The organism is Atopobacter phocae ATCC BAA-285 (assembly GCF_000526675.1).
Lineage (GTDB): Bacteria > Bacillota > Bacilli > Lactobacillales > Aerococcaceae > Atopobacter > Atopobacter phocae.
Window position 1 is genome coordinate 1 of sequence record NZ_JAGN01000030.1, and the last position, 21,692, is coordinate 21,692.

Annotated in this window: 25 protein-coding genes and 1 pseudogene; 7 read left to right on the top strand and 19 right to left on the bottom strand. The window is 32.3% G+C overall.

Annotation, left to right across the window (positions count from 1 at the left end):
• The coding region (locus tag L866_RS0105735; protein WP_025730027.1) for an IS256 family transposase at nt 1–259 on the top strand (259 nt) is incomplete at its 5' end.
• Nucleotides 260–468: 209 nt separating this feature from the next.
• On the opposite strand, the gene rpsN is transcribed toward L866_RS0105735, so the two are convergent.
• The gene (gene rpsN, locus L866_RS0105740) at nt 469–738 is read right to left on the bottom strand and encodes a 30S ribosomal protein S14 (RefSeq protein ID WP_025730028.1); all 270 of its coding nucleotides are present in this window, start codon (nt 736–738) and stop codon (nt 469–471) included.
• 187 nt (nt 739–925) lie between these two features.
• Between rpsN and L866_RS0105750 the strand changes: the two genes are divergently transcribed.
• A complete protein-coding gene (locus L866_RS0105750; protein WP_025730030.1) occupies nt 926–2,071 on the top strand; it encodes a metal ABC transporter solute-binding protein, Zn/Mn family in 1,146 nt (381 codons plus the stop codon).
• Nucleotides 2,072–2,125: 54 nt separating this feature from the next.
• Here the strand turns inward: L866_RS0105750 and L866_RS0105755 are convergent, their stop codons facing one another.
• The 10 genes from L866_RS0105755 to rpsP form a co-directional block, all read right to left on the bottom strand.
• Nucleotides 2,126–2,740 (bottom strand): sugar O-acetyltransferase, encoded by a 615-nt coding sequence (locus L866_RS0105755; RefSeq protein ID WP_035446260.1) that lies wholly within the window; start codon nt 2,738–2,740, stop codon nt 2,126–2,128.
• A 96-nt stretch (nt 2,741–2,836) separates the two neighbouring features.
• Entirely contained in the window at nt 2,837–3,286 is a 450-nt protein-coding gene (locus L866_RS0105760; protein ID WP_051452871.1) for a GtrA family protein, read from the bottom strand.
• Between the two features lie 4 nt (nt 3,287–3,290).
• On the bottom strand, nt 3,291–5,075 hold the full coding sequence (locus tag L866_RS0105765) for a glycosyltransferase family protein (protein WP_025730037.1): 1,785 nt from the start codon (nt 5,073–5,075) through the stop codon (nt 3,291–3,293).
• Nucleotides 5,065–6,003 (bottom strand): glycosyltransferase family 2 protein, encoded by a 939-nt coding sequence (locus L866_RS0105770; protein WP_025730039.1) that lies wholly within the window; start codon nt 6,001–6,003, stop codon nt 5,065–5,067. Before L866_RS0105770 ends, L866_RS0105765 begins: the two co-directional genes overlap by 11 nt.
• Before the next feature lie 192 nt (nt 6,004–6,195).
• Nucleotides 6,196–6,546, bottom strand: coding sequence for a 50S ribosomal protein L19 (rplS, locus tag L866_RS0105775; protein ID WP_025730041.1), 351 nt, complete (start codon nt 6,544–6,546; stop codon nt 6,196–6,198).
• A gap of 145 nt (nt 6,547–6,691) precedes the next feature.
• Nucleotides 6,692–7,195, bottom strand: a complete 504-nt coding sequence (locus L866_RS0105780; protein ID WP_169729074.1) for a hypothetical protein — start codon at nt 7,193–7,195, stop codon at nt 6,692–6,694.
• 237 nt (nt 7,196–7,432) lie between these two features.
• Complete coding sequence (gene trmD, locus L866_RS0105785) at nt 7,433–8,173, bottom strand: tRNA (guanosine(37)-N1)-methyltransferase TrmD (protein ID WP_025730045.1); 741 nt, start codon at nt 8,171–8,173, stop codon at nt 7,433–7,435.
• Entirely contained in the window at nt 8,170–8,694 is a 525-nt protein-coding gene (gene rimM, locus L866_RS0105790; RefSeq protein ID WP_025730047.1) for a ribosome maturation factor RimM, read from the bottom strand. Before rimM ends, trmD begins: the two co-directional genes overlap by 4 nt.
• A gap of 254 nt (nt 8,695–8,948) precedes the next feature.
• Nucleotides 8,949–9,200, bottom strand: a complete 252-nt coding sequence (locus L866_RS0105795; RefSeq protein WP_025730049.1) for a KH domain-containing protein — start codon at nt 9,198–9,200, stop codon at nt 8,949–8,951.
• Nucleotides 9,201–9,225: 25 nt separating this feature from the next.
• Nucleotides 9,226–9,498 (bottom strand): 30S ribosomal protein S16, encoded by a 273-nt coding sequence (gene rpsP, locus L866_RS0105800; RefSeq protein WP_025730051.1) that lies wholly within the window; start codon nt 9,496–9,498, stop codon nt 9,226–9,228.
• Nucleotides 9,499–9,895: 397 nt separating this feature from the next.
• Between rpsP and L866_RS09565 the strand changes: the two genes are divergently transcribed.
• Nucleotides 9,896–10,129: a hypothetical protein gene (locus L866_RS09565; RefSeq protein WP_169729075.1), complete on the top strand. Its 234-nt coding sequence runs from the start codon at nt 9,896–9,898 to the stop codon at nt 10,127–10,129.
• 352 nt (nt 10,130–10,481) lie between these two features.
• Here L866_RS09565 and L866_RS08625 read toward each other — a convergent pair.
• The 8 genes and pseudogenes from L866_RS08625 to L866_RS0105850 form a co-directional block, all read right to left on the bottom strand.
• Nucleotides 10,482–11,056: pseudogene (locus L866_RS08625) on the bottom strand (transposase).
• 92 nt (nt 11,057–11,148) lie between these two features.
• Nucleotides 11,149–12,672, bottom strand: a complete 1,524-nt coding sequence (gene ffh, locus L866_RS0105820; RefSeq protein WP_025730055.1) for a signal recognition particle protein — start codon at nt 12,670–12,672, stop codon at nt 11,149–11,151.
• Between the two features lie 24 nt (nt 12,673–12,696).
• The gene (gene ylxM, locus L866_RS0105825) at nt 12,697–13,032 is read right to left on the bottom strand and encodes a YlxM family DNA-binding protein (RefSeq protein WP_025730058.1); all 336 of its coding nucleotides are present in this window, start codon (nt 13,030–13,032) and stop codon (nt 12,697–12,699) included.
• A gap of 141 nt (nt 13,033–13,173) precedes the next feature.
• The gene (gene ftsY / locus L866_RS0105830) at nt 13,174–14,184 is read right to left on the bottom strand and encodes a signal recognition particle-docking protein FtsY (RefSeq protein ID WP_025730060.1); all 1,011 of its coding nucleotides are present in this window, start codon (nt 14,182–14,184) and stop codon (nt 13,174–13,176) included.
• Nucleotides 14,185–14,197: 13 nt separating this feature from the next.
• Nucleotides 14,198–15,079 (bottom strand): Cof-type HAD-IIB family hydrolase, encoded by an 882-nt coding sequence (locus L866_RS0105835; protein ID WP_025730062.1) that lies wholly within the window; start codon nt 15,077–15,079, stop codon nt 14,198–14,200.
• Nucleotides 15,080–15,096: 17 nt separating this feature from the next.
• Complete coding sequence (smc, locus tag L866_RS0105840; protein WP_025730064.1) at nt 15,097–18,663, bottom strand: chromosome segregation protein SMC; 3,567 nt, start codon at nt 18,661–18,663, stop codon at nt 15,097–15,099.
• Nucleotide 18,664: 1 nt separating this feature from the next.
• Nucleotides 18,665–19,363, bottom strand: coding sequence for a ribonuclease III (rnc, locus tag L866_RS0105845; protein ID WP_025730066.1), 699 nt, complete (start codon nt 19,361–19,363; stop codon nt 18,665–18,667).
• 147 nt (nt 19,364–19,510) lie between these two features.
• Nucleotides 19,511–19,768 carry a hypothetical protein gene (locus tag L866_RS0105850; protein ID WP_025730068.1) on the bottom strand — a complete coding sequence of 86 codons (258 nt, stop codon included), beginning with the start codon at nt 19,766–19,768 and terminating at the stop codon, nt 19,511–19,513.
• A 661-nt stretch (nt 19,769–20,429) separates the two neighbouring features.
• On the opposite strand from L866_RS0105850, the gene L866_RS0105855 reads away from it, so the two are divergent.
• The 4 genes from L866_RS0105855 to L866_RS09300 form a co-directional block, all read left to right on the top strand.
• Nucleotides 20,430–20,639 carry a hypothetical protein gene (locus L866_RS0105855; protein WP_025730070.1) on the top strand — a complete coding sequence of 70 codons (210 nt, stop codon included), beginning with the start codon at nt 20,430–20,432 and terminating at the stop codon, nt 20,637–20,639.
• Between the two features lie 341 nt (nt 20,640–20,980).
• Complete coding sequence (locus L866_RS09075) at nt 20,981–21,334, top strand: ISL3 family transposase (RefSeq protein ID WP_025730072.1); 354 nt, start codon at nt 20,981–20,983, stop codon at nt 21,332–21,334.
• Between the two features lie 30 nt (nt 21,335–21,364).
• A complete protein-coding gene (locus L866_RS09815) occupies nt 21,365–21,490 on the top strand; it encodes a hypothetical protein (protein ID WP_281170800.1) in 126 nt (41 codons plus the stop codon).
• Between the two features lie 2 nt (nt 21,491–21,492).
• On the top strand, nt 21,493–21,692 hold a 200-nt coding region (locus tag L866_RS09300; RefSeq protein WP_211236685.1), incomplete at its 3' end, for a transposase.

The window sequence follows — 21,692 nt, forward strand, 5'->3', positions numbered from 1 at the left end:
GAAATATACAAAAGCCTGTGAGACTTTAGATAATGGCTTCGAAGATGCCTTTCAATACACAGTAATTGGTAAAGGTCACAATCGATTAAAAAGCACCAATCTTCTTGAGCGATTGAACCAAGAAGTGCGCCGAAGAGAAAAGATTATTCGTATTTTCCCCAATCGTGCGTCAGCCAATCGGTTAATTGGCGCTGTCCTGATGGACACACATGACGAATGGCTCAGTTCTACAAGAAAGTATATCAAGTTTAACCAGTAAGAGAGTATAGAACATTGTATAGTATTTTACACAAGATTATGGACTTGACTCATCGAAATTAAATTTAATACCAGCGTCTTTAATGGAAAAGTTAGTCTTTAAAAATATAATGTGTCTGTTAACTTATAATTCATAAAAACACATAAAGTCAATTCAACTATAAACGACTTTATGTGTTTTAAATATTAATATATTAGTGTTTTACTTTCTTACCAACTAGCTTTTCTTACCCCAGGAATTAATCCTTTATGAGCTAGTTCACGAAATTCAATTCGGGACATTTTGAATTTACGCATATATCCACGCGGACGCCCGTCTCTCATCGAACGATTCTTTAACCGTGTGCGAGAAGCATTACGTGGTAATTGACTTAATCCAACATAATCACCTGCTGCTTTTAACGCTTCATATTTTTCTTCATATTGTTCCACTAACTTTTGACGCTTCATTTCTCTTGCAATTATTGATTTTTTAGCCATGTCATATCCTCACTTAATTTTATTTTTAAATCGTAATCATTACGATAAGAAAGTTTACTATAAATAATAAAGAGTTTCAAGTATTTAGTTTGACCTTTGAAAATCTCTTGCCATTTAGGTTTATTTTCGGTATCATAGTAATAAATCGTAATCATATCGATTTATACTTTATAAAAGGAGATTTAAAATGCAATCAATCATAAACAAAGTAAGTAAACCAATTTTTTACACATTATTTTTTATCTTATCTTCTGCACTATTAGTTGCTTGTCAATCTAATGATTCCAAGACATCTAAACAATCAGGCAATGAATCACTAAAAGTTGTTACAACTTTCTATCCAATGTATGAATTCACCAAACAAGTAGTTGGTAATCATGGTGAGGTCGAAGTCTTAATCGAAGGACAAACAGAACCTCATTCATATGAACCAACTCCTAAAGATTTACAAAAAATCATTGAAAGTGATGTATTTGTTTATAATAGTGACTATATGGAAACATGGGTACCTGAGGTTCTAAAACATATTGACACAGATAAAACAGTAGTTATCAATGCATCAAAAGATATTGAATTGAAATCCGTTGATGAAGATGCTGATCATCATCACGATGAAGACGCTGAACACCATGATGAAGATGCTGATCATCATCACGACGAGGACGCTGAACATCATGATGAAGACTCTGATCACCACCACGACGAAGACGCTGAACATCATGATGAAGACTCTGATCACCACCACGACGAAGACGCTGAACATCATGATGAAGATAGCGATCATGACCATGAACACGAAGGTCATCATCACGAATTTGATCCTCATGTATGGTTAAGTCCAGTACTTGCACAAAAACAAGTTAAAAATATTGAAAAAGGTTTAGTTCAGGCTGATAAAGCTAATCAAACTGACTACGAAAACAATGCTAACGCTTATATCAACGAATTAAAAAGCTTAGATGAAGATTTCCGTTCAGCTTTCAAAAATGCTTCTAATAAACAATTTGTAACTCAACACCAAGCCTTTAGTTACTTAGCAGATGCTTATGGTTTAACTCAAATTCCAATTTCAGGAATTAATCCAGAAATTGAACCAAGTCCAGCTCAACTCGCTCAACTAAAAGAATTAGCAGAAGAATATAACATAAAAATAATTTTCACAGAAGATTCTGCAAGTTCAAAAGTTGCACAAACTTTAAGTGATGAATTAGATTTAAAATTAGCTGTATTAAGTCCATTAGAAAGTCTATCTAAAGATGACATGCAAAACCAAGTATCATACATTGATAAAATGCACCAAAACTTAGATTCACTTAAATTAGTTATCAAATAAAACAAAAAAAGCTCTGACTTTATGTCTGAGCTTTTTTTATGGTTAAACAAATATTTATAAATCAATGGCTTGACCTTTATTATATTGCTGGCGGTCTTCTTCCGATATATTCCGAAAGACTCTTGCTGGTGATCCTAATGCAATCACATTAGCAGGAACATCTTTTGTAACGACACTACCAGCTCCAATGATGCTATTATCTCCTATCGATACTCCAGGCATGATAACACTATTAGCACCAATCCAAACATTATGGCCAATTTTTATTTCTAAATTAAATTGTGCCTGTTTTTCCCTTAATTCTGGACTAACAGGATGCATACTAGTAGATAAAACTACATTAGGTCCTATCATAACGTGATCGCCAATATATATATGTGAATCATCCATTAAATGTAAATTAAAGTTAATATATACTCCTTCGCCAATATGAACATGCTTCCCACCCCAATTTGCATAGAATGGCGTCTCAATGTGACTTCCCTGCCCAAATGAAGCAAGCATTGATTGTAATTCTTTATTTTTTTCTTCTAATTGGCTAGGTAATAATTGATTAACTCGATGTACTAAGTCTAATCGCGCTAGACGTTCTTTTAGCAATTCCTCTTGATTATTAAAATATAGTTTTCCAGAATGTATTCTTTCATTAATTTCATTGTGATGAATCATAGTCCGCTCCTTTGAAAACGTTTTATATGATTATTGTATCATATTTTTAAAAAGTGAGAGGTCTATTTTATTTTCTTTATAAAAAATTTTTATAATTTATTTTGGTTTTCTGAATACAAATACTTTACTGAATACATAATTTAATACGACTACGATAACTTGAGCAGTCACTTTGCCAAAAACGTCGTTGAGATTTAATAACTGTAACATAATGAATAGCGTGAGAATCTCAATTCCTAACGAAAATAATCTAGCTGAAATAAACGTTATAAATTCTTTTAAAATTACGAGCTTATCTTTACTATTTGACTTAAAGACGTATAGTTTATTAGTCCAATAAGCAAATAACACAGAAATAATAAATGCAATAATATTCGCTAACAGCCATCCACTAACAAATATTTTAGTAAAGATGAAAAAAATTATTAAGTTGACTACAGTAGTTAAGACCCCAAATATTAAGTACATCATTACTTCATTAGTAATTATTTGTTTTAATTGAATTAATCTACGATTAAAATTGTTTGTTTCGTCTTCATCAATCATTGATTTATCCTTTCTGAACACTTATTTCATTAATCCAAATGTAACCTGATGTGATTAAAAATAAACTACTAAAAATAAGAAATAAGGGATACATCATCTTCGAATTACTGTAATTAGCAATTAAATGATTATTTCCAATCTTTGATTTAATTTTTACAACGCCAATGGTAGACAATTGGTAATCAGATTTATTCAATTTTTTACCATTCACTTTTAGCTCTGTTGCATTATATTTAACAATTGGAAGTTCTAGAATTTGCTCATTTTCGCTTTCCCATGTTATTTCTAACCCTTTGTTAGTAACTTTTTTATTTAACTTTTTAACTTGTTGAGGTGTTTCATTTAGAACAATTTGTTTTAAATACATTTTATATTTATTTTCTTTTGTCTTTTTTATTAAAGGTAAATAATCGGGCGTCCCTTTTTGATATTGCTTCAGTAGCAATGATTTGTCTGCTGAATATTTAATACGATTTAATTCATCAGAAGTAATTGGCTGGCTAACTATATATTTCCCTTTTGCATCTCTTAAGTATTGATCTGCTCTGGCGTAATTTTCGGTTAATATATAAAATGTTTGCACATATCCTATACTTACTCCCAATATTAATAGTATTACTGCATTTAAATGGATATACTTCAATTTAAATAGCTGAGTCTGTTCCATTAATAATCGTCCCGTGATTAATAAAAATAAAGGGATAGAAAAAATAAAAAATCGAAAAGGAAACTGGATTATCGTTACCGCACTATAACCCGCCTCAAGTAAATTTTGCCATGGAATGACATTTGTACTGAGCAATAAAAATATAAGGGCTAATAACCCTAAATACTTTGTACTTAATTTTATTCTCTTTTTAATTATTGATAAAATGACGTAACTAATAATTAGTATTAAAAATACTGGTAAAAAAAGCATATACACACGATCGCCAGTAATCGTACTTGTCCCCATTGCTTGGTTAATAAATGGTTTTTTTATCATATTATTTTTATAAATTAAATATAATCCCATCCAATATTGAAACGTTAAAATGAAGAAAATAATCACGCTAAACAAGCCATTCTTTATTAAGTTTACAACACCTTTTATTCCCTCTTTTTTCTTTAAGCAATCAATGACAATAATTAAAAAAGCCAAGGCATATAGTAATACAAAAAAAACAGCAGTTAATAAATGAATGTTGACTAATAATGAAACGGACCATGCTAACAACAATGGATTGATTTTCTTTTCGTCGATTAATTGAGTCACACTAAATAATGCTAACGGTAAAAATGCTAATGCCCAGCCTGAAAAAGCTTGCTGAATCACCCAATATTGAATACTATATGTTGTTAAATAAATGATCGATAATAATATACTATAAGATTGTTTTACCCCATTATATCGAAGTAATTTATACATAGATGAAGAAGCAACTACATAGATAATTATATTGGACAATACTTGATATCTAAACCAATTTCCTGCTATAAGCAGCAGTAAGCCTTGCATATATGTAAATAACGGACCGTAGAATGCATTAACGATTCTTCCACTTTGGTTAAAACTAAATAGTGAAATAAAATATTCAAAATGCCCCGTTTTAATTTGCATATAGGCTTCATAGATTCGATTATAATGAAAGATAGTATCAGCACCTAAAGACAGTTGGTGCATTTTTATTTGTTGAAAACAAAATAAGCAAGCTACTAAAATAAATAAAAATAACATATACAATGATTCAAAGCTTTTGAATTGTTGTATGTTATTTTTTAAATTTATAAATTTATCTTTATAACTCATATGCATCAGATTCCTTTATTAAATAAATCGGTCGTCTTTTTGTTTCAAGAAAAATCTTTCCGATATATTTACCAATGATACCTAAACACAATAACTGGATACCACCTAAAAATAAAATGAATGATACTAATGAAGGCCATCCATTTACTGAATCTCCGAAGCATAGTGCGCGTATCACTATAAAAATCAGCGTCAAAATTGAACCTAAACAAGTTAATGCACCAACTATAGATGCAATATCTAATGGAATTTCAGAAAAATTTATGATGCCATCGATTGAATAATTAAATAATTTCCAAAATGACCATGAGGTTGTTCCAGCTTGTCTTTCTTGATTTTCAAAAGGAATATACTCTGTCTTAAATCCTACCCATTCGAAAATTCCTTTTGAAAAACGGTTGAATTCGCATAATTGTAACACGGCATTGACCATTGATCGATTCATTAACCGATAATCTCTTGCGCCATCTACCATCTTCACATTGCTAATACTATTAATCAATTTATAAAATGTCTTCGCAAAAAAACTACGCAATTTTGGTTCACCTGTTCGAGTTGTTCGTCGTGTTCCTACACAATCTAAACGTTTTGACACGAGCAAATGATACATTTCTGGTAACAATTCCGGTGGATCTTGTAAGTCAACATCCATTACCGTCACGTAATCTCCTGTTGCATGCTGTAATCCTGCATACAAAGCCGCTTCTTTTCCAAAGTTTTTTGAAAAAGATAAATAGTGAACATTTTTATCTTGACGATTTAATTTTCTCATTGTTTTTAAACTATGATCAGTAGAGCCATCATCAATAAACCAATATTCAAAATTTAAAGGCATTTGTTTTTTTATTTTTTCCATTGCGTCATAAAACATTTCAATAGACTCTTCTTCATTATAACAAGGTACAATAATTGATAGCTTTGCATTCATTTTGTATTGCCACTCTTCCTAGAAATTAATTTTAAATTTTTAGTGTATAATTATTCCTTAACTATTTTAAAACTTTTACATTTTATTTGTCCATAATTTTAAAATAAAAATAAAAAATATATATTAAATGATATTTATAGTTAAAAAATAAGAAATAAAAAACCCTTGCTAATGCAAGGGTTGGAATACTGATTACTTGCGGCGTGCTTCTTTGATACGAGCAGCTTTACCATGACGATCACGTAAGTAGTAAAGTTTAGCACGACGTACACGTCCATGACGAATTACTTCAATTTGAGCAACACGTGGTGTATGTAATGGGAAGGTACGTTCAACACCAACACCGTTAGATACTTTACGAACTGTATAAGATTCACTAACACCTGCACCACGACGGCTAATTACAACGCCTTCGAACATCTGAATACGTTCACGTTCACCTTCAACAACTTTAGCATGAACACGTACAGTATCTCCAGGACGAAATGTTGGAATATCTTCGCGCAATTGTGCTTTTGTAATTTCTTCGATTAATTTACTCATTTCTTTCTCCTCCTAACAAATATTCATGTCTTCCTTCACAGCGGAATATCGTTGATATGTAGATCTTTGACCTACAAAAAATAGCATATCATAATAATGTCTTGTAGTAAAGCCAAAAATTATATTTTTATGACAAATCAAGTAACTATACATCTCCACGTCTAGTATAAAGAAAATCGTTAAACAAATACTCATTAACAATGCGCCATTCTAAACGTCGATATGTTTTATTTGAATCAACTTGATACTTTAAATTCTTATTTTCTAATGCTGTTTTTACGTTAATGACATATTGTTTATTTGGATTAATAAATCCTAACTGTTCATATGAAGGATCAGTTAAATGATAATGGTTGGCTATTATAATAATACTTGGTTCTTTTAAATCCACTATATTTTTATCTTCAAAAGAGATTTTTCGTAATGGTAAAATACAAACTTCACCTGTTACTTCTATATACGCATTTTTATCATCAAAACCAAGCAAATGAAATTTCTCAGATGTAAATGTTGCTTTATAAAATGGTAAATGATCTAATGAATCTGTTTTTCCATAAATACGATATAAATCAACTAAATTATCAGGATAAGGTACCAAGCGATGATATCTTGGCTCAACTATTCGAATTTGTGGTGTAACTAATCTCATTTGTTTTAAATAAAGTTGATTAGACTTATATTGCCACGTTGTCATACAAGATAATACAAACGCTATAAGTATTAACCATTTGTTCCATCGTCTCGCTCTTTTACTAGCATATAATCGGATGATTAACGCAATTATCCCCAATACTAAGATGAGTATAATTAAATTAGGCCAGTAAAAACTATAAAATCGTTCAGCGAATTGCCATTCTTTAGCTGTTAATATAAGCTATCACTTCTTTCATTCGCTTAATTCATTTTTGATATCTTCTAACAAAATTAGATCTTCTTTAGTTAAAGGATAGGTTTCTAATAAGTCTGGTCGTTTCAATAAAGTTCGTTTTAATGACTCCCTATGACGCCATGCTTCAATTTTTTGATGATGTCCACTTAATAGTACAGCTGGAACTTCTAATCCATCATATGTGCGAGGACGTGTGTATTGTGGGTACTCTAAAAGACCATTTGAATGTGATTCATCAATCGCTGATTCTTCATTTCCTAAGACATTATCTAATAATCGAACGGTAGCATCAATCATTACCATAGCTGGTAGTTCACCACCAGTAACAACAAAATCACCAATCGACACTTCTTGATCAACATATGAACGGATACGATCATCAAACCCTTCATAATGTCCACAAATCAATACTAAGTGATCTTTTTTACTCCACTCTTGCGCCATCTTTTGATTGAATTTCTCTCCACCTGGATCCATTAACACAACATGTGATTGGCCTTGATCATTTGATGCTTTAGCTTGTTCAATCGCTTTCACAATTGGTTCAGGCATCAATAACATACCAGCTCCACCACCATAAGGATAATCATCAACATGTTGATGTTTGTTAATAGAAAATTCTCTAAAATTAATTGGTTCAATTTGAACATGTCCCTGAGCTTGTGCTCGTCCCATCATTGAACCATTTAAACCTTGTTCAATCATTTCTGGAAATAAAGTAATGACATTAATTTTCATTCAACCAATCCCTCTATTAATTCCACCACAACTTTTCGTTCACTCATATCAATAGCTTTAATCACATCTTTAATCGCAGGTAAGTAAATAGTTTGCTTATTATCGGTTGTGACAACCCATACATCATTTGCACCCGGAGATAAAATATCGGTAATTGTTCCCACCAATTGTCCGTTTGCTGTTTCTACAGTTAACCCCATAATTTCAAAATAATATAATCCATCTTCCGTATTTATTTCATCAGAATTTTCTTCAATAGCTACTAATAAATCATAGCCTTTATACTGTTCCACTTGATTGATATTATTAAATGAATCGAATTTTAAAATATCTAGATTTTTTTGACGACGGTATGATACAATTTTTAATTCCATAAGTGGCGTTTTTTCATCGGCATGTGCTAAAAATAATACATTACCTTTTTTATACCGTACTTCTGGTTGGTCTGTTACGGATTGAATTCTTAATTCGCCTTTCAATCCTTGTGTATTAACAATTTTCCCTACTTTTAAATAGCGCAAATAATCCCCTCCAACACCTATTTTCTTTATTATAATCAATTTTCATAAGAGATACTACTCTTCTAAAGTCTTTTAATTTACTTGTATCACTTCTTATATCTATTCAGCTTAAAGCTTCAATAGTTAAAAATAAAAAGGATTAATGACGCTAGTCATCAATCCTTCATCATAGAAAATTTAATTCTCACTTTATATGATCAAATCTGTCATATTCGGAATCGATTCACCCAATTACTATTGTATTTTAATTGGAATTATTGTTCATTTGGATCAATAATCGTTAAACGGATTTTTTTACCGTCTTTTCCACGAATACTGTAAACAATTGTACGAATGGCACGTGCAACACGGCCTTTCTTACCAATTACTCTCCCAATATCATCTGGATGGACTGTTAGTCGATAATCTGTAAATTGTCCAGATGGCTCGATTGTAATAGTCACATCGTCAGGATGCTCAATTAAAGGTTTTACGATAGTTAGTATTAGTTCTTCGACATTCGGCATGAAACTCATCCTTTTCTACAGTCAATTATTTTGAATATTTATTTTCGTGGAATTTTTTCATAACTCCTTGACGAGATAAAATATTACGAACTGTATCTGAAGGTTGGGCACCATTACCTAACCATTGTAATACTAAGTCTTCTTGAATTTCGATTGTTTCTGGATCTGTTAATGGGTTGTATGTTCCCACTTTCTCAATAATACGTCCATCACGAGGTGAACGTGAATCTGCTACGACGATACGGTAGAAAGGTTTCTTTTTGCTACCCATACGTTTTAAACGAATTTTAACTGCCATTTTTATATTCCTCCAATTACTTAATTTAATCTGATTAATTGTTTTAAATCAATTACCTTACATACTATAACAAAAAACAATAATTGTGTAAAGCTTTTTTACTTTACTTCATAAAATTATTTTTTCCCTCAATTGTCAAGTCAAGTGCAACAAACTATTCATCTGACTAAGTTAATTATTTATATGCTGTTTGAGCTAGCTCAAACAGCTTTTTGCAGACTGATAAATGAAATTTTATATTGAACATAGGTTAATAAAGCGTTATAATGCGATCGGTTACAAATATCTTTTTTAAATCTAGCTAATTGAAAGGAGAAAAATATAATTGCTAGATTATACAAAATTAAAAACAAAAAGAAGGGAATACTGAATTATGAAATTGAAAAAAATATCGTTATTGATAGTAACGAGTATTTTGTTAGGAAACTATGTTGCACCAATTAGATTAGCTAGTGGGACAGCGGCTTTAGCAGGGGTGGTTCCAGCATCCGCAGTTGGAGCAATTATAGGAGTAATATTTGCAATAGGTTCAGGTCTTGTATGGTATAATAATACAGCAGGTAGAGACATTATTATAGGTTGCATAGGGCAATTCCCTCACGCAAAATCACATTGGATTACTGCTCAATAATGAATCCAAACTATTATTATTTATGTCTGATAAGTATATTAGTATCAGTATTTGCCATATTACTTTCTAGAAATGTTAATAATACTAAATTGAAAAAAGCTATAATTCTTACAGCTATCTTCATTTCGTTAATTTCTACAATTGTACTGATAATATACTTTTTAAGTTTATAAGTCTCTATCCAAAATTAAGACCTGTATACATACTCCTAAAATTTGATTATATTATAAAAAGAGGATCTAGTTCTATATTACAGAGAACTAGATCCTTTTCTTTTTTATCATATAAATTTATTATCCTCAATTGTCAAGTCAAGTGCAACAAACTATTCATCTGACTAAGTTAATTATTTCTATGCTGTTTGAGCTAGCTTAAACTGTTTTTTTGCAGACTGATAGTTGTGTATCTTTCTTAATTTGTTATTGATGGCTTGTGTATAGGTAGCTAATTCTTCTTGAGTTAGTTCCTGTAGTGATATTCCTTTAGGAACAAACTCTCTGAACAAGCCGTTAAAATTCTCATTAGTTCCACGCTCGTGACAGGATGCTCAAGTTTATAGGCATAAACAAAAGTATCGACACTGTGAATCCTAGGTTTAGCCTTCATCGCTTTAGTAAATGACAATAAGAAAGCTTCTGACACCCTCTCAAGTTTCAGATAATAACTCCTTTTTCTGCCTTCAAAGTACCGAACTTGAGCTGTTTCTGCGAAATACTGTTTGAAGTAAACTTTCCTTCCATTGACCTATTTGACTTGTTTAACAGTCCCGCGTTTGATTTCACGAGAAATCGTAGAATGACTTCTTCCTAAACGTCTCGCAATTTCAGCAGGTTTCAAACCTTCAGACAAATAAGCTTCAATTTTACCACGTTCGGCTTCTGAAAGGTGGTGATAGGACTGTTTTGTGGTAGAATGGTTAGTGGACATGTTTATCTTTCCTTTATACTTTATTTTAGCGACTTTAGTATATCAGATAAACATGTCTTTTTTTGTTGCACCTCATTTTACAACGGGGGAAATTATTTTTTCTTTTTCAAACGTTTTTTCTTTGCTTTTTTCATTTGTTTAGCATAACGTTTCATAGCTAATTGACTGAGTTTGCGTCCACCCGGTATTGGGAAGCCGCCTCCTTGACCTGATAACATCTCACCTAAGTCAGGCATTCCAGCACCACCTAAATCAGGTAATCCGCCACCAGTCATACCTTCTAGTTGGTTCATCATTTGTTCCATTTCACGTGTATCACCATTTGCTAATTGGTTCATCATTTGCTTCGATTGATTAAATTGTTTAATCAAACGATTAACTTCAATTAACGGACGAGCTGACCCTTTAGCAATACGTTTACGACGGCTCTGGCTTAACATGTTTGGATTTTCGCGTTCTTGATCAGTCATGGATTGAACAATAGCTTTCATATGAGCCATTTCTTTAGGATCCATTTTCATTTGATCAATTCCTGGTATTTTATTCATTCCCGGAATCATTTTCAAAATATCTTCTAATGGTCCCATATTATTCATTTGATCCATTTGTACAAGAAAATCATTAAAGTCAAATGTATTTTCTTTTATTTTTTCAGCCATTTTTTCGGCTTCTTTTTCATCAAACTCTTGCTGAGCACGTTCGATTAAAGTCATCATATCGCCCATACCCAATATGCGTCCTGCCATACGGTCTGGATAGAATACATCTAAATCATCTAATTTTTCACCTTGACCAACAAATTTAATCGGTTGGCCTGTTATTGAACGAATCGATAAAGCTGCCCCACCACGAGTATCTCCATCTAATTTTGTTAAAATTAAACCAGTTAATCCTAACTGTTCATTAAATGTTTCAGCAACATTTACTGCATCTTGACCCGTCATCGCATCAACTGTTAATAGAATATCAGCTGGATTGGCAATGGCTTTAATATTTTTCAATTCATCCATCAATTTTTGATCAACATGTAATCGTCCAGCCGTATCAATAATAACTAAATCTCTGCCTTCAATTTCTGCTCGAGCTAGTCCATTTTTAACAATAGCTACTGGATCAACATCTGTTCCTTCAGAATACACTGGGAAATTTAATTGTTCCCCGATTGTTTTCAATTGGTCAATAGCCGCTGGACGATACACGTCAGCTGCAATTAATAACGGACGCATATGTTTCGTTTGATTAACGTAACGAGCTATTTTACCCGCTGTAGTTGTTTTACCAGCACCTTGTAACCCTACCATCATTACTACTGTTGGTGGTTTTGATTGGTAGTTTAAATCAACTTGTTCCCCACCCATTAATTCTGTTAACTCTTCATTAACAATTTTTACAACTTGTTGAGCTGGTGATAATGCCTCTAAAACATTAGAGCCCAATGCTCTTTCATTAACACGCTTTACAAAGTCACGAACAACTCGAAAATTGACGTCAGCTTCTAACAATGCTAAACGAACTTCACGCATCATCTGTTTTAAATCAGCTTCTGTTAACTGACCTTTTTTCGATACTGTACTCACAGCATTTTGTAAACGTTCGGATAATCCTTCAAATGCCATATTCATTCTCCCTCGTCTCTTTATTTATTCATTTAAATCATCTAATTGATTAATTAAAGTTAGTAAAAGTGTATCTTCTGCATAATGAGTTTGCACATGTTCTTTCATTTGTTTAATTAATTGGACTCGCTCTTTAAATTGTTCTCCCATTTTAAGACGATCTTCATAATCAAGCAATACTCGTTCCGTTCGTCGGATTTGATCATAAACGGCTTGTCTAGATACTTGATTATTTTCTGCGATTTCATGTAACGCAAAATCATCATAGTAATATTCACTCATATAAATATGTTGTTTCTTCGTTAGTAACGAACCATACATATCTAACAGTCGATTCATTTGTGCTGTTTTTTTCACCATTACTTGCAACATACCTTTCAGTGGTTAGTCTTTGTTATTATACCAAATTTTCATTATGAAACAAACTACACAACTACTTTAACGCTATTTATATTTTATAGAAAAAAGCAGCAGTGATTCATCACTTGCTGCTTTAGCGAATTATTCAACTAAATCACGAATTAAGCCCATCATATATAACTCTGGATCAAAGGCTCTTAAATCACCCATCTGCTCACCCAAACCAACATATTTAACTGGAATATTCATTTCATGTCGAATTGACAGAATAACTCCACCTTTAGCTGTACCATCTAGTTTTGTTAAAATTAAACCTGTTAATGGAACGGCAGATTGAAATTGTTTAGCTTGAATTAGTGCATTTTGACCAGTTGTAGCATCTAACACTAATAATACTTCTTCTGCCGGATGACCGAGTTTACGTTCAATGATTCGATTAATTTTTTCTAGTTCATTCATTAAATTTACTTTATTTTGTAAACGCCCTGCTGTATCAACCAATACATAATCTGCTTGATTTTTCTGAGCATGTTCAATCGCATCAAACACAACACTTGCTGGATCGCCACCTGCTTCACCAAAAATTACTTCTGTTTGCGTACGGTTACCCCATTCACGTAATTGTTCAATCGCGCCAGCTCGGAACGTATCAGCGGCAGCAAGAATGACATGATGTCCTTCAGTTTTTAAATTGTGTGCTAATTTACCAATAGAAGTTGTTTTACCAACACCATTCACACCAACAAATAATAAGACAGTTGGCCCGTTTGGATTTTCCTTAATAGTTGGAGATTGATGTTCTCCTTTTTCGTAAATATCTACCAATTTTTCAACGATAACTTCTCTCACTTCTTGCGAATTTTTAGCATTTTTCATTTTCACTTCATCGCGTAATGCATCAGTTATCGCAATAGTCATTTCAAATCCCATATCAGCTGATATAAAGGTTTCTTCTAAATCTTCAAAAAATGATTCATCCACCGTTCGAAAATCAGCCATTAACTCATTAATTTTTTGCGAAAAACTTTTTCTTGTTTTTTCCATTCCTTCATCGTATGCATCAAATTGAATACGACTTGGTTCTTTCTCTTGGGATTGAATCGCTGGATCTTCCCCTGTAAATGCTCGTTTAATTCGATCAAATAAACCCAATCTACTCACTCCTTTAAATGTTTTCTTCTAAAATATCTAATAATGTATTTAATACGGCAGCAACTCCATGTTGATCATTGCTAAATGTTTCTATTTGACTCATTCTTTTTAGTTCAGGAATTGCGTTCCCCATTGCAATTGGTACACCTGCAATTTTTATCATTGGTAAATCGTTTGCCTCATCACCAATGGCAGCAATTTCATTCAATTGTCGATTAGTAACTCGAGCTAACGAAGAAATAGCTACTCCTTTGTCAACACCTTTTGGCATGACTTCAAGTAAAACTGGACGGCTTTTAAATAAATTAAACTGCTCATAAATCTTAGCGTCAATTTGTTTAATTGCTTCATCTAACTCTTCCACATTATAACATAGTAACGCTTTTGAAAATAAATGAGTTTCATCAAAATCACTCAATTGACGAGTTGGATAATTAAATATTGGCATTAAACTTGGATAAAGCGACTGTTTACCCGGAGCAGTATCAAATTGATATCCTTCATTAGGATCAAGTGCAACTAATGGAAGTTGAATATCTTTCGCTAATTCTATAATTTGTTTTAGTTCACCATATGTCATGGGTGAATGACTCAATACTTTACCCGTATCTGTTGCTTGAATTAAGCCGCCATTATAAGTAATAACAATATCTCCTGGTTGTTCTAAGTCAAGTTCTTTTAACAGGGCTGCAACCCCTTGTAAAGCTCTACCTGTACACAATACGATTTGAATGCCATATTGTCGAGCACGTTTAATGGCTCTTTTCGTTGGTTCCGAAACTATTTTTTCAGAAGTTAGCAACGTACCGTCTAAATCAATAGCAAAAACTCGAACTTTGCTCAATTGATCCATCTGTTTTTGTGATAATGATAGAACAGGATAATTATTAGACATTTATATTCCTCCAGATTTTATGCGAAAATTGTTTCATCTTGAATTTCTTCGAGCTGTACAGAGGCAATGCTTGAAATACCTTTTTCTTGCATTGTGACACCATATAATAAATCTGCCTCTTCCATTGTGCCACGGCGATGTGTAATGACCATGAATTGTGTTTCTTTAGAAAAATGACGAATATACTTTCCAAAACGAGAAACATTCGTATCATCTAGCGCAGCTTCTACTTCATCCAGTAAACAGAATGGCACCGGTTTAACTTTTAAAATAGCGAATAGTAGAGCAATAGCAGTAAACGCCCGCTCTCCACCTGATAACAGACTCAAGCTTTGCAATTTCTTACCAGGAGGCTGTGCTACTATTTCGATGCCTGTTGTTAAATAATCGTCTGGATTTGTTAATTCAAGGGTAGCATCTCCTCCACCAAACAATCTAGGAAATGTATACTGAAAGGCATCACGAACTTGATCAAAAGTTTGTTTAAAACGTGTACGAACTTCATGATCCATTTCTTGAATTAATCCCCAAAGATCATCTTTCGCTTGTTCTACATCTTTCTTCTGTGTGCTCAACTCTCCAAAACGTTCAGCCACTTCACTATATTCATTAATAGATTCCACATTAACTGGGCCTAATTGACTCATTTTTTGTCTTAAATTTTTTACTTGAATACGCGCTTTTTCAATTGGAATTTCAAGTTCTCCCACTTCTAAAGCTTTTTCAAAACTCATATGATATGTTTCTGTTAACCGATCTAACATTTGATCCATTTGAACATCAAAACGAGCCTGTTTTTGTTTATCTAAACTTATTTTTTCTTGTGTTTGTTGAACGGTCTCAACAATGCTATCTTCTTCCAATTCTAGTGCGTTGATTGTTTTTTGAAGATTTTCCATGCGCTGGTGTAAATTTTCTCGTTCCTCTTCCAGAGCTATTCTAGACTCACTTAATTGACTAGCTCGCTCATTTAAATCATGTAGCTCTTGATTTAAGGTATCCATTTGCTCGCTAGATAATGTTTGATTAGTAGTCAGCGTTTGACGTTCTTCATTAATAAATGCTAAACGTTTCTTCACTTGATTAAGTTCATTCTTTTTCTGCAACATTTGTTCATTTAAGACTGCTCGATTTGTCTTTAAAGTAAACATCTGTTCATTCAATCGTTCTAGTTCAGTTGCTCGTTCCTCTTGAGACAATTGCTGTTGTTCCAATTGTTCTTCATACTGCTTACTTAAAATTCGTTGATTCTTTAATTCTTCGCTTGTTTGCATAATTTTTTGGCTCATCGTTGTTTGATCTTCTGTAGCCATATCATATTCATAATTTAGTACTTTTAAAGATCGAGTAGCATTTAGATGATAAGCTTCTTGTTGTTCGATTTGTGCATGATATCTTGAAATATCAATAGTATAAGCTTGTTCTTTTTCCGTTATTTGTTGTAAATCAGTTTGTAATTGACTTAACATTTGATCGACTTGATTAAATATTTGCTCTAATTCTTTTTGTTTTGTTTTTTCATCAATAATTTTTTGCTGTAATTGCTCTAATTCTCTCGTTCTTCCTAACAGTTGATTATCTTGTCGATTATTTTGTCCCCCAGTTAACGATCCACCTGGGTTAAACACATTACCATCCAACGTGACGACTCGTACTCGATGATTTAAGTAACGACTAATGACTTGCCCACTTTCCATGTTAGAAGCAATGACTACTTGTCCTAAAGCTTGTGACAAAGCCACTTTTAAATGTTCAGGCACCTCAACTAAATCAATTCCAACGCCAACAAATCCTTCTATTGATTTTACTTTTTCAATATCTTGTTTTGATAGAAAGCGTTGTTTAATTGTATTTAAAGGTAAAAATGTTGCACGACCTAAACGTTTATCTCGTAAAAACCGAATTGCACGTTTTGCGTCATCTTCTGTTTTCATAATAATATGTTGTGCACTACCGCCTAGAGCTGTTGAAATAGCTACTTCCAACTGAGGAGCAGTTTGAATGACATCGGCAACCGCACCAATTACGCCACCAATTGAATCTTTTGATTTTAGAACGGAACGTACTCCATTATAATATCCTGCATAATCATCTTTAATTCGTTTTAATGAATGATATCGTGCATTTAAATCTCTTAATTGATTATCATTCACTTCATACGCTTGTTTATGATGTTGCCATTTTTTTTGTAACTCAACTTGTGTATTTTTTATGTCGACTTTTTCTTGAGACAAATCTTCCAACTGTTTAGCAATAACGGATTCTTTGTCTTTTAAATCTTTTAATGCTGTTTCTGTTTGTTGGATTTCTTCATTCGTTCTTTTTTTATTCTCATTAATTTGAACAAGCTTAAGTTGACTTTGTTGCAGAGTAGATTCACTTTGTTGAATAATCTGTTCATTTCGAGTAATTTGCTGCATCACATCAAAATAATTATTTCTTATTTCTTCTAATTGACTCTTGTTTCCAGAAGTCAAAAGGTCATGAGCGTTTGAAACTTGTTCGATTTCTTCATCTAAACGATTCAAATCAGTCTGTGCTTCTTTGGTTTCATTTAATAAGTGATCTTTTTTTAAATTCAATTCTTTCGCTTCATTTTCAAGTTCGGCATCTCGCTGTTGACTAGTTTCTTGAGACATATGGGCATGTTTAATACGCTCATTAATTAAATGAATTTTCCCAGTTGTATCTGATAGATTTTCAACATTTTTAACGTAGTCATCTTCACGTTGCGTATATAACTCATCAGTTGTATTAAATTCTGATTTTAAGTCGGTTAATTGTTGCCGAATTTGTTGCAATTGCGTTGATGCACTTTCAGCCGTTTTTTCATTTTCAATTAATGTGTCATTCAATTGATCGTACGATGTTTTAATACGACGTAGTTCAACTGAAAGCAATCGTATATCTAAATCGCTTAATTCACTCTCAAGTGCCAGATATTCTTCTGCTTTTTCTTTTTGTTTTTTTAATGGTCGAAGTTGTCCTTCAATTTCATATAAAATATCATTTAATCGACTGAGATGATCTTCTGTTTTAATCAGTTTGCGCTCGGCTTCTTTTTTTTGACTTTTATACGTTAAAACACCTGCTACTTCTTCAATAATATCTCTTCGTTCTTCTGGACGATTATTAAAAATTTGCTCCACACGTCCTTGAGAAATCATTGAGAAGGAATCTTTACCTAATCCCGAATCCATTAATAGCAATGAAACATCTTTTAAACGCACTGATTCATTATTAATAAACATTTCTGATTCACCATTTCGATGGTATCGTCTCGTAATAATGACTTCTGTGTGATTGATAGGTAGATGTCCGTCTTCATTATTAAAAACTAAACTAACTTCACAAACATTTACAGGTTTTTTAGAACTTGTTCCGGAGAAAATTAAATCATCCATTCGCTTTCCACGTAATGAACGAGCCGATTGTTCACCCAGCACCCATTTAATTGCCTCTGATAAATTAGATTTCCCACTACCATTTGGACCTACTATCGCCGTTACTCCAACTGGTAATTCAATTACTGTTTTATTAGCAAAAGATTTGAAACCAGACATAATAATACGTTCTAAACGCATTTTATTGACCTCCCTCTTCTTGCTGAAGAAGATCTAATGTATGTTTAGCTGCTTGTTGTTCTGCTTCTTTTTTACTTGCTCCTTGTCCTGAACCGTGAGTTTGATTATTATAGCTCACTTCAACTGTAAATATTCGTTTATGAGGAGGGCCTTCTTCTTTGATTAACTCATAAGTTATTTTTATACTACCTTTTTGTTGTAATTTTTCTTGCAAAATAGTTTTATAATCCATTATACGAATATCGTTTTGCTCACTTAATGTATCCATTTGCTGTTCGACGAATGGAATAACTGCTTCGAGTGAGGCATCGGTAACATAAGCTCCAATAAAAGCTTCGTAAATATCACTTAGTAAGCTATCTCGGTTTCTTCCACCACTTGCCTCTTCCCCTTTCCCTAACAACATTAAGTCATCAAAATGACATAGTCGAGCTAAGTAAGCTAAAGAATGCTCTCGCACGAGTCCCGCTCTTAGTCGAGTTAATTCTCCTTCCGTATAATTAGGATATTTACGGTATAAATAATTGGATACCATCCATTCTAAAGCAGCGTCACCTAAAAATTCTAAGCGCTCATAGCTATCCAAATGCTTTAAGCCTCGCTCATTCATATAGGATGTATGACTAAACGCTTGTTGCAACAATTTTGGTTCTTTGAATCGATAATTTATTAATGATTCAATTTGATCGATTAATTCCATCTAATACCTCCTTTATTTAAAATACACTAATTATTATTATAAGTTATTTACTTATTTAAAACAAAACTTCTTTATAAAAACATCTATGACAAAAGTTAAATATAATAAAAATACCGATCACATAGTAATCGGTACTTCCATCACTTATTAAAAACGAATTTCACCTGTTTTAACATCTTTAAACGCCATACGTCCATATTTACTATTTTTTAAGCGCCATTGATTAACTAAACCTTTAGTTTCAGCTTCATAGATGATTTGATCGTTTTGATCAAGTAATACGCCTACACGATCCTTTACAAGCGGCGCACTATAAGCACTTGATCCATCACGATGTTTACTTTCATAACCAGAATAACTTCTTTGTTCGCCATGTTTTAAATCCATGTTTTCATTATCTACCAACTACAATTCCTCCTTCTACATACACACAATAAACATACTCTTCATTTTACCATGATTTATTTTAAAAGTCATTTAGAAGTCTTTTAAAGTTGGGGCTAAATAATTGTTTTGTCTAATATAAATTTTAAACTTTCTTCATTTCTTAATCTCTATTTTTGGCATTTACTCAAATATTCAATAAATTCATCAATATTGTCAAATATCACTTTGCTTGTACCTTCACAATGTCCCATTGAATTCTAAATCTAAACACATTTTTATCAAATAGTTAGTGTTTGTGTGCCTTAGACCTTGAAATGTAATTATGCACTATACTCAGACAATATTTATTTTTATACTTTTCAGATGATTGTTATATATTATTTATTCTCCTCTTTATTTAAGATAAATTGTAGATTTTTTAGTGATAGTTATGTTACCGATTTTATACCCAATTATACTTTTATAACGATTTTTTATTTTTACTATGCACAAAACTTATGTACTACATATTGTTGTATAAACATTTTAAAACAACTATATATTGTGTTATTTGTTGAAAGTTATTAATAGCGATGTATAATATAAGTGATTAAAGATTGCTCACGATCTTTGATTAACTGTGTGTACCAGTTAGTCAATCTGACAGTTTTTAATACAACAAATGAAAGGTGGTGATTATTTGAAATTTAAGATTAAGGGGCTTAACAAAGCTATGAAACAGTTAGAAAAAGCTGGACTTGAATACGCAAAACAAGAGTTAAAATCTGCTCCAGTCGAAGTAACTTGTCTTAAATGTCAAGAAAAATTAATTTCAACTGACAAAATAGCTAGTTGTCCTAACTGCGCATCAACTTTCGAAATTATTCGAAATATCCACTGGATATCTTAATTTCAATTTTTTTAGAAGCTAATTCGTTAATTAATGAGTTAGCTTCTCTTAATAGTTAGTCCAAATGATTAACTTTATTTTTTATCTCTCCTAAATCAGTTAACTTTACATTCACTTTTACATTTCCTTTTGACAACTTTTTTATAGTTAGATTTCAGCTTAAAGGATGTGATTATATGAAAAGGCTTGACGAGTTAACTAACGATGCTAAGTTTCTTCTGTCAAAAATGTATAAAGTTTACATTGATTGAAGAAAAAATGACGAAACTAAACAAAAAGTTGTTTACTTTGATGATGTAAATTTTATTAATAAATACTACAAAAAAAATGGTTATTAGAAGATGTTAAAATTACGTGTAAAGAACTTCGTGATAATGATTGCATACATGCTAAATCGTTATCGAATACTTTTTCTAATTCCGTTGGAAACTCGTCAATCGGTTCAAACGATTACCATTGATATGTACCGTCCTTACATCGATTTAATTAAAAAGACTTTTCCAAAAGCTCAGATTATTATCGACAAATTTCATTTAATTCAAGCTTTAAATCGTGAATTAAATCGGACACGAATTCGTGTGATGAATACCTTCAGAACAAAAGACAAACGCCTTTATAACAAATATAAACGCTACTGGCGCCTTTTATTAACGCCAAGAGACCAACTTCGATATGAAACGTATCAATCCTATTGATTATTTGACTGGCTAACACACACGAGTGGCATGGTTGAATATCCATTGGAATCAAGCAATGAATTAAAAATGACTGACGAGGTGGTTCACCAGCTAAGAGAATCGCTTGAAGACCTTCGATTCGATCGATTTAAACATGAGTCAATTATGGACTAACATTGGCCCTCCCCAAATCATTAAAGACCGTTTTAAGAACATTTAAACACTATCACACGTATATTCAAAATACTTTCACTTATCCTCAATTAACTAATGGACCGATTGAAGGATTAAACAACAAAATCAAGGTACTTAAGCGAACTGCTTATGGCTACCGTAATTATTCACACTTTAAAAATAGAATTTTATTAATGATGCG

Bases quoted from the DNA above. Each gene is read 5' to 3' on its own strand.
- rpsN (WP_025730028.1), bottom strand. From the start codon at position 738: ATGGCTAAAAAATCAATAATTGCAAGAGAAATGAAGCGTCAAAAGTTA.
- L866_RS0105750 (WP_025730030.1), top strand. From the start codon at position 926: ATGCAATCAATCATAAACAAAGTAAGTAAACCAATTTTTTACACATTA.
- L866_RS0105755 (WP_035446260.1), bottom strand. From the start codon at position 2,740: ATGATTCATCACAATGAAATTAATGAAAGAATACATTCTGGAAAACTA.
- L866_RS0105760 (WP_051452871.1), bottom strand. From the start codon at position 3,286: ATGATTGATGAAGACGAAACAAACAATTTTAATCGTAGATTAATTCAA.
- L866_RS0105765 (WP_025730037.1), bottom strand. From the start codon at position 5,075: ATGAGTTATAAAGATAAATTTATAAATTTAAAAAATAACATACAACAA.
- L866_RS0105770 (WP_025730039.1), bottom strand. From the start codon at position 6,003: ATGAATGCAAAGCTATCAATTATTGTACCTTGTTATAATGAAGAAGAG.
- rplS (WP_025730041.1), bottom strand. From the start codon at position 6,546: ATGAGTAAATTAATCGAAGAAATTACAAAAGCACAATTGCGCGAAGAT.
- L866_RS0105780 (WP_169729074.1), bottom strand. From the start codon at position 7,195: ATGAGATTAGTTACACCACAAATTCGAATAGTTGAGCCAAGATATCAT.
- trmD (WP_025730045.1), bottom strand. From the start codon at position 8,173: ATGAAAATTAATGTCATTACTTTATTTCCAGAAATGATTGAACAAGGT.
- L866_RS0105795 (WP_025730049.1), bottom strand. From the start codon at position 9,200: ATGCCGAATGTCGAAGAACTAATACTAACTATCGTAAAACCTTTAATT.
- rpsP (WP_025730051.1), bottom strand. From the start codon at position 9,498: ATGGCAGTTAAAATTCGTTTAAAACGTATGGGTAGCAAAAAGAAACCT.
- ffh (WP_025730055.1), bottom strand. From the start codon at position 12,672: ATGGCATTTGAAGGATTATCCGAACGTTTACAAAATGCTGTGAGTACA.
- ylxM (WP_025730058.1), bottom strand. From the start codon at position 13,032: ATGGTGAAAAAAACAGCACAAATGAATCGACTGTTAGATATGTATGGT.
- L866_RS0105835 (WP_025730062.1), bottom strand. From the start codon at position 15,079: ATGTCTAATAATTATCCTGTTCTATCATTATCACAAAAACAGATGGAT.
- smc (WP_025730064.1), bottom strand. From the start codon at position 18,663: ATGCGTTTAGAACGTATTATTATGTCTGGTTTCAAATCTTTTGCTAAT.
- rnc (WP_025730066.1), bottom strand. From the start codon at position 19,363: ATGGAATTAATCGATCAAATTGAATCATTAATAAATTATCGATTCAAA.
- L866_RS09075 (WP_025730072.1), top strand. From the start codon at position 20,981: ATGTTAAAATTACGTGTAAAGAACTTCGTGATAATGATTGCATACATG.
- L866_RS09815 (WP_281170800.1), top strand. From the start codon at position 21,365: ATGGTTGAATATCCATTGGAATCAAGCAATGAATTAAAAATGACTGAC.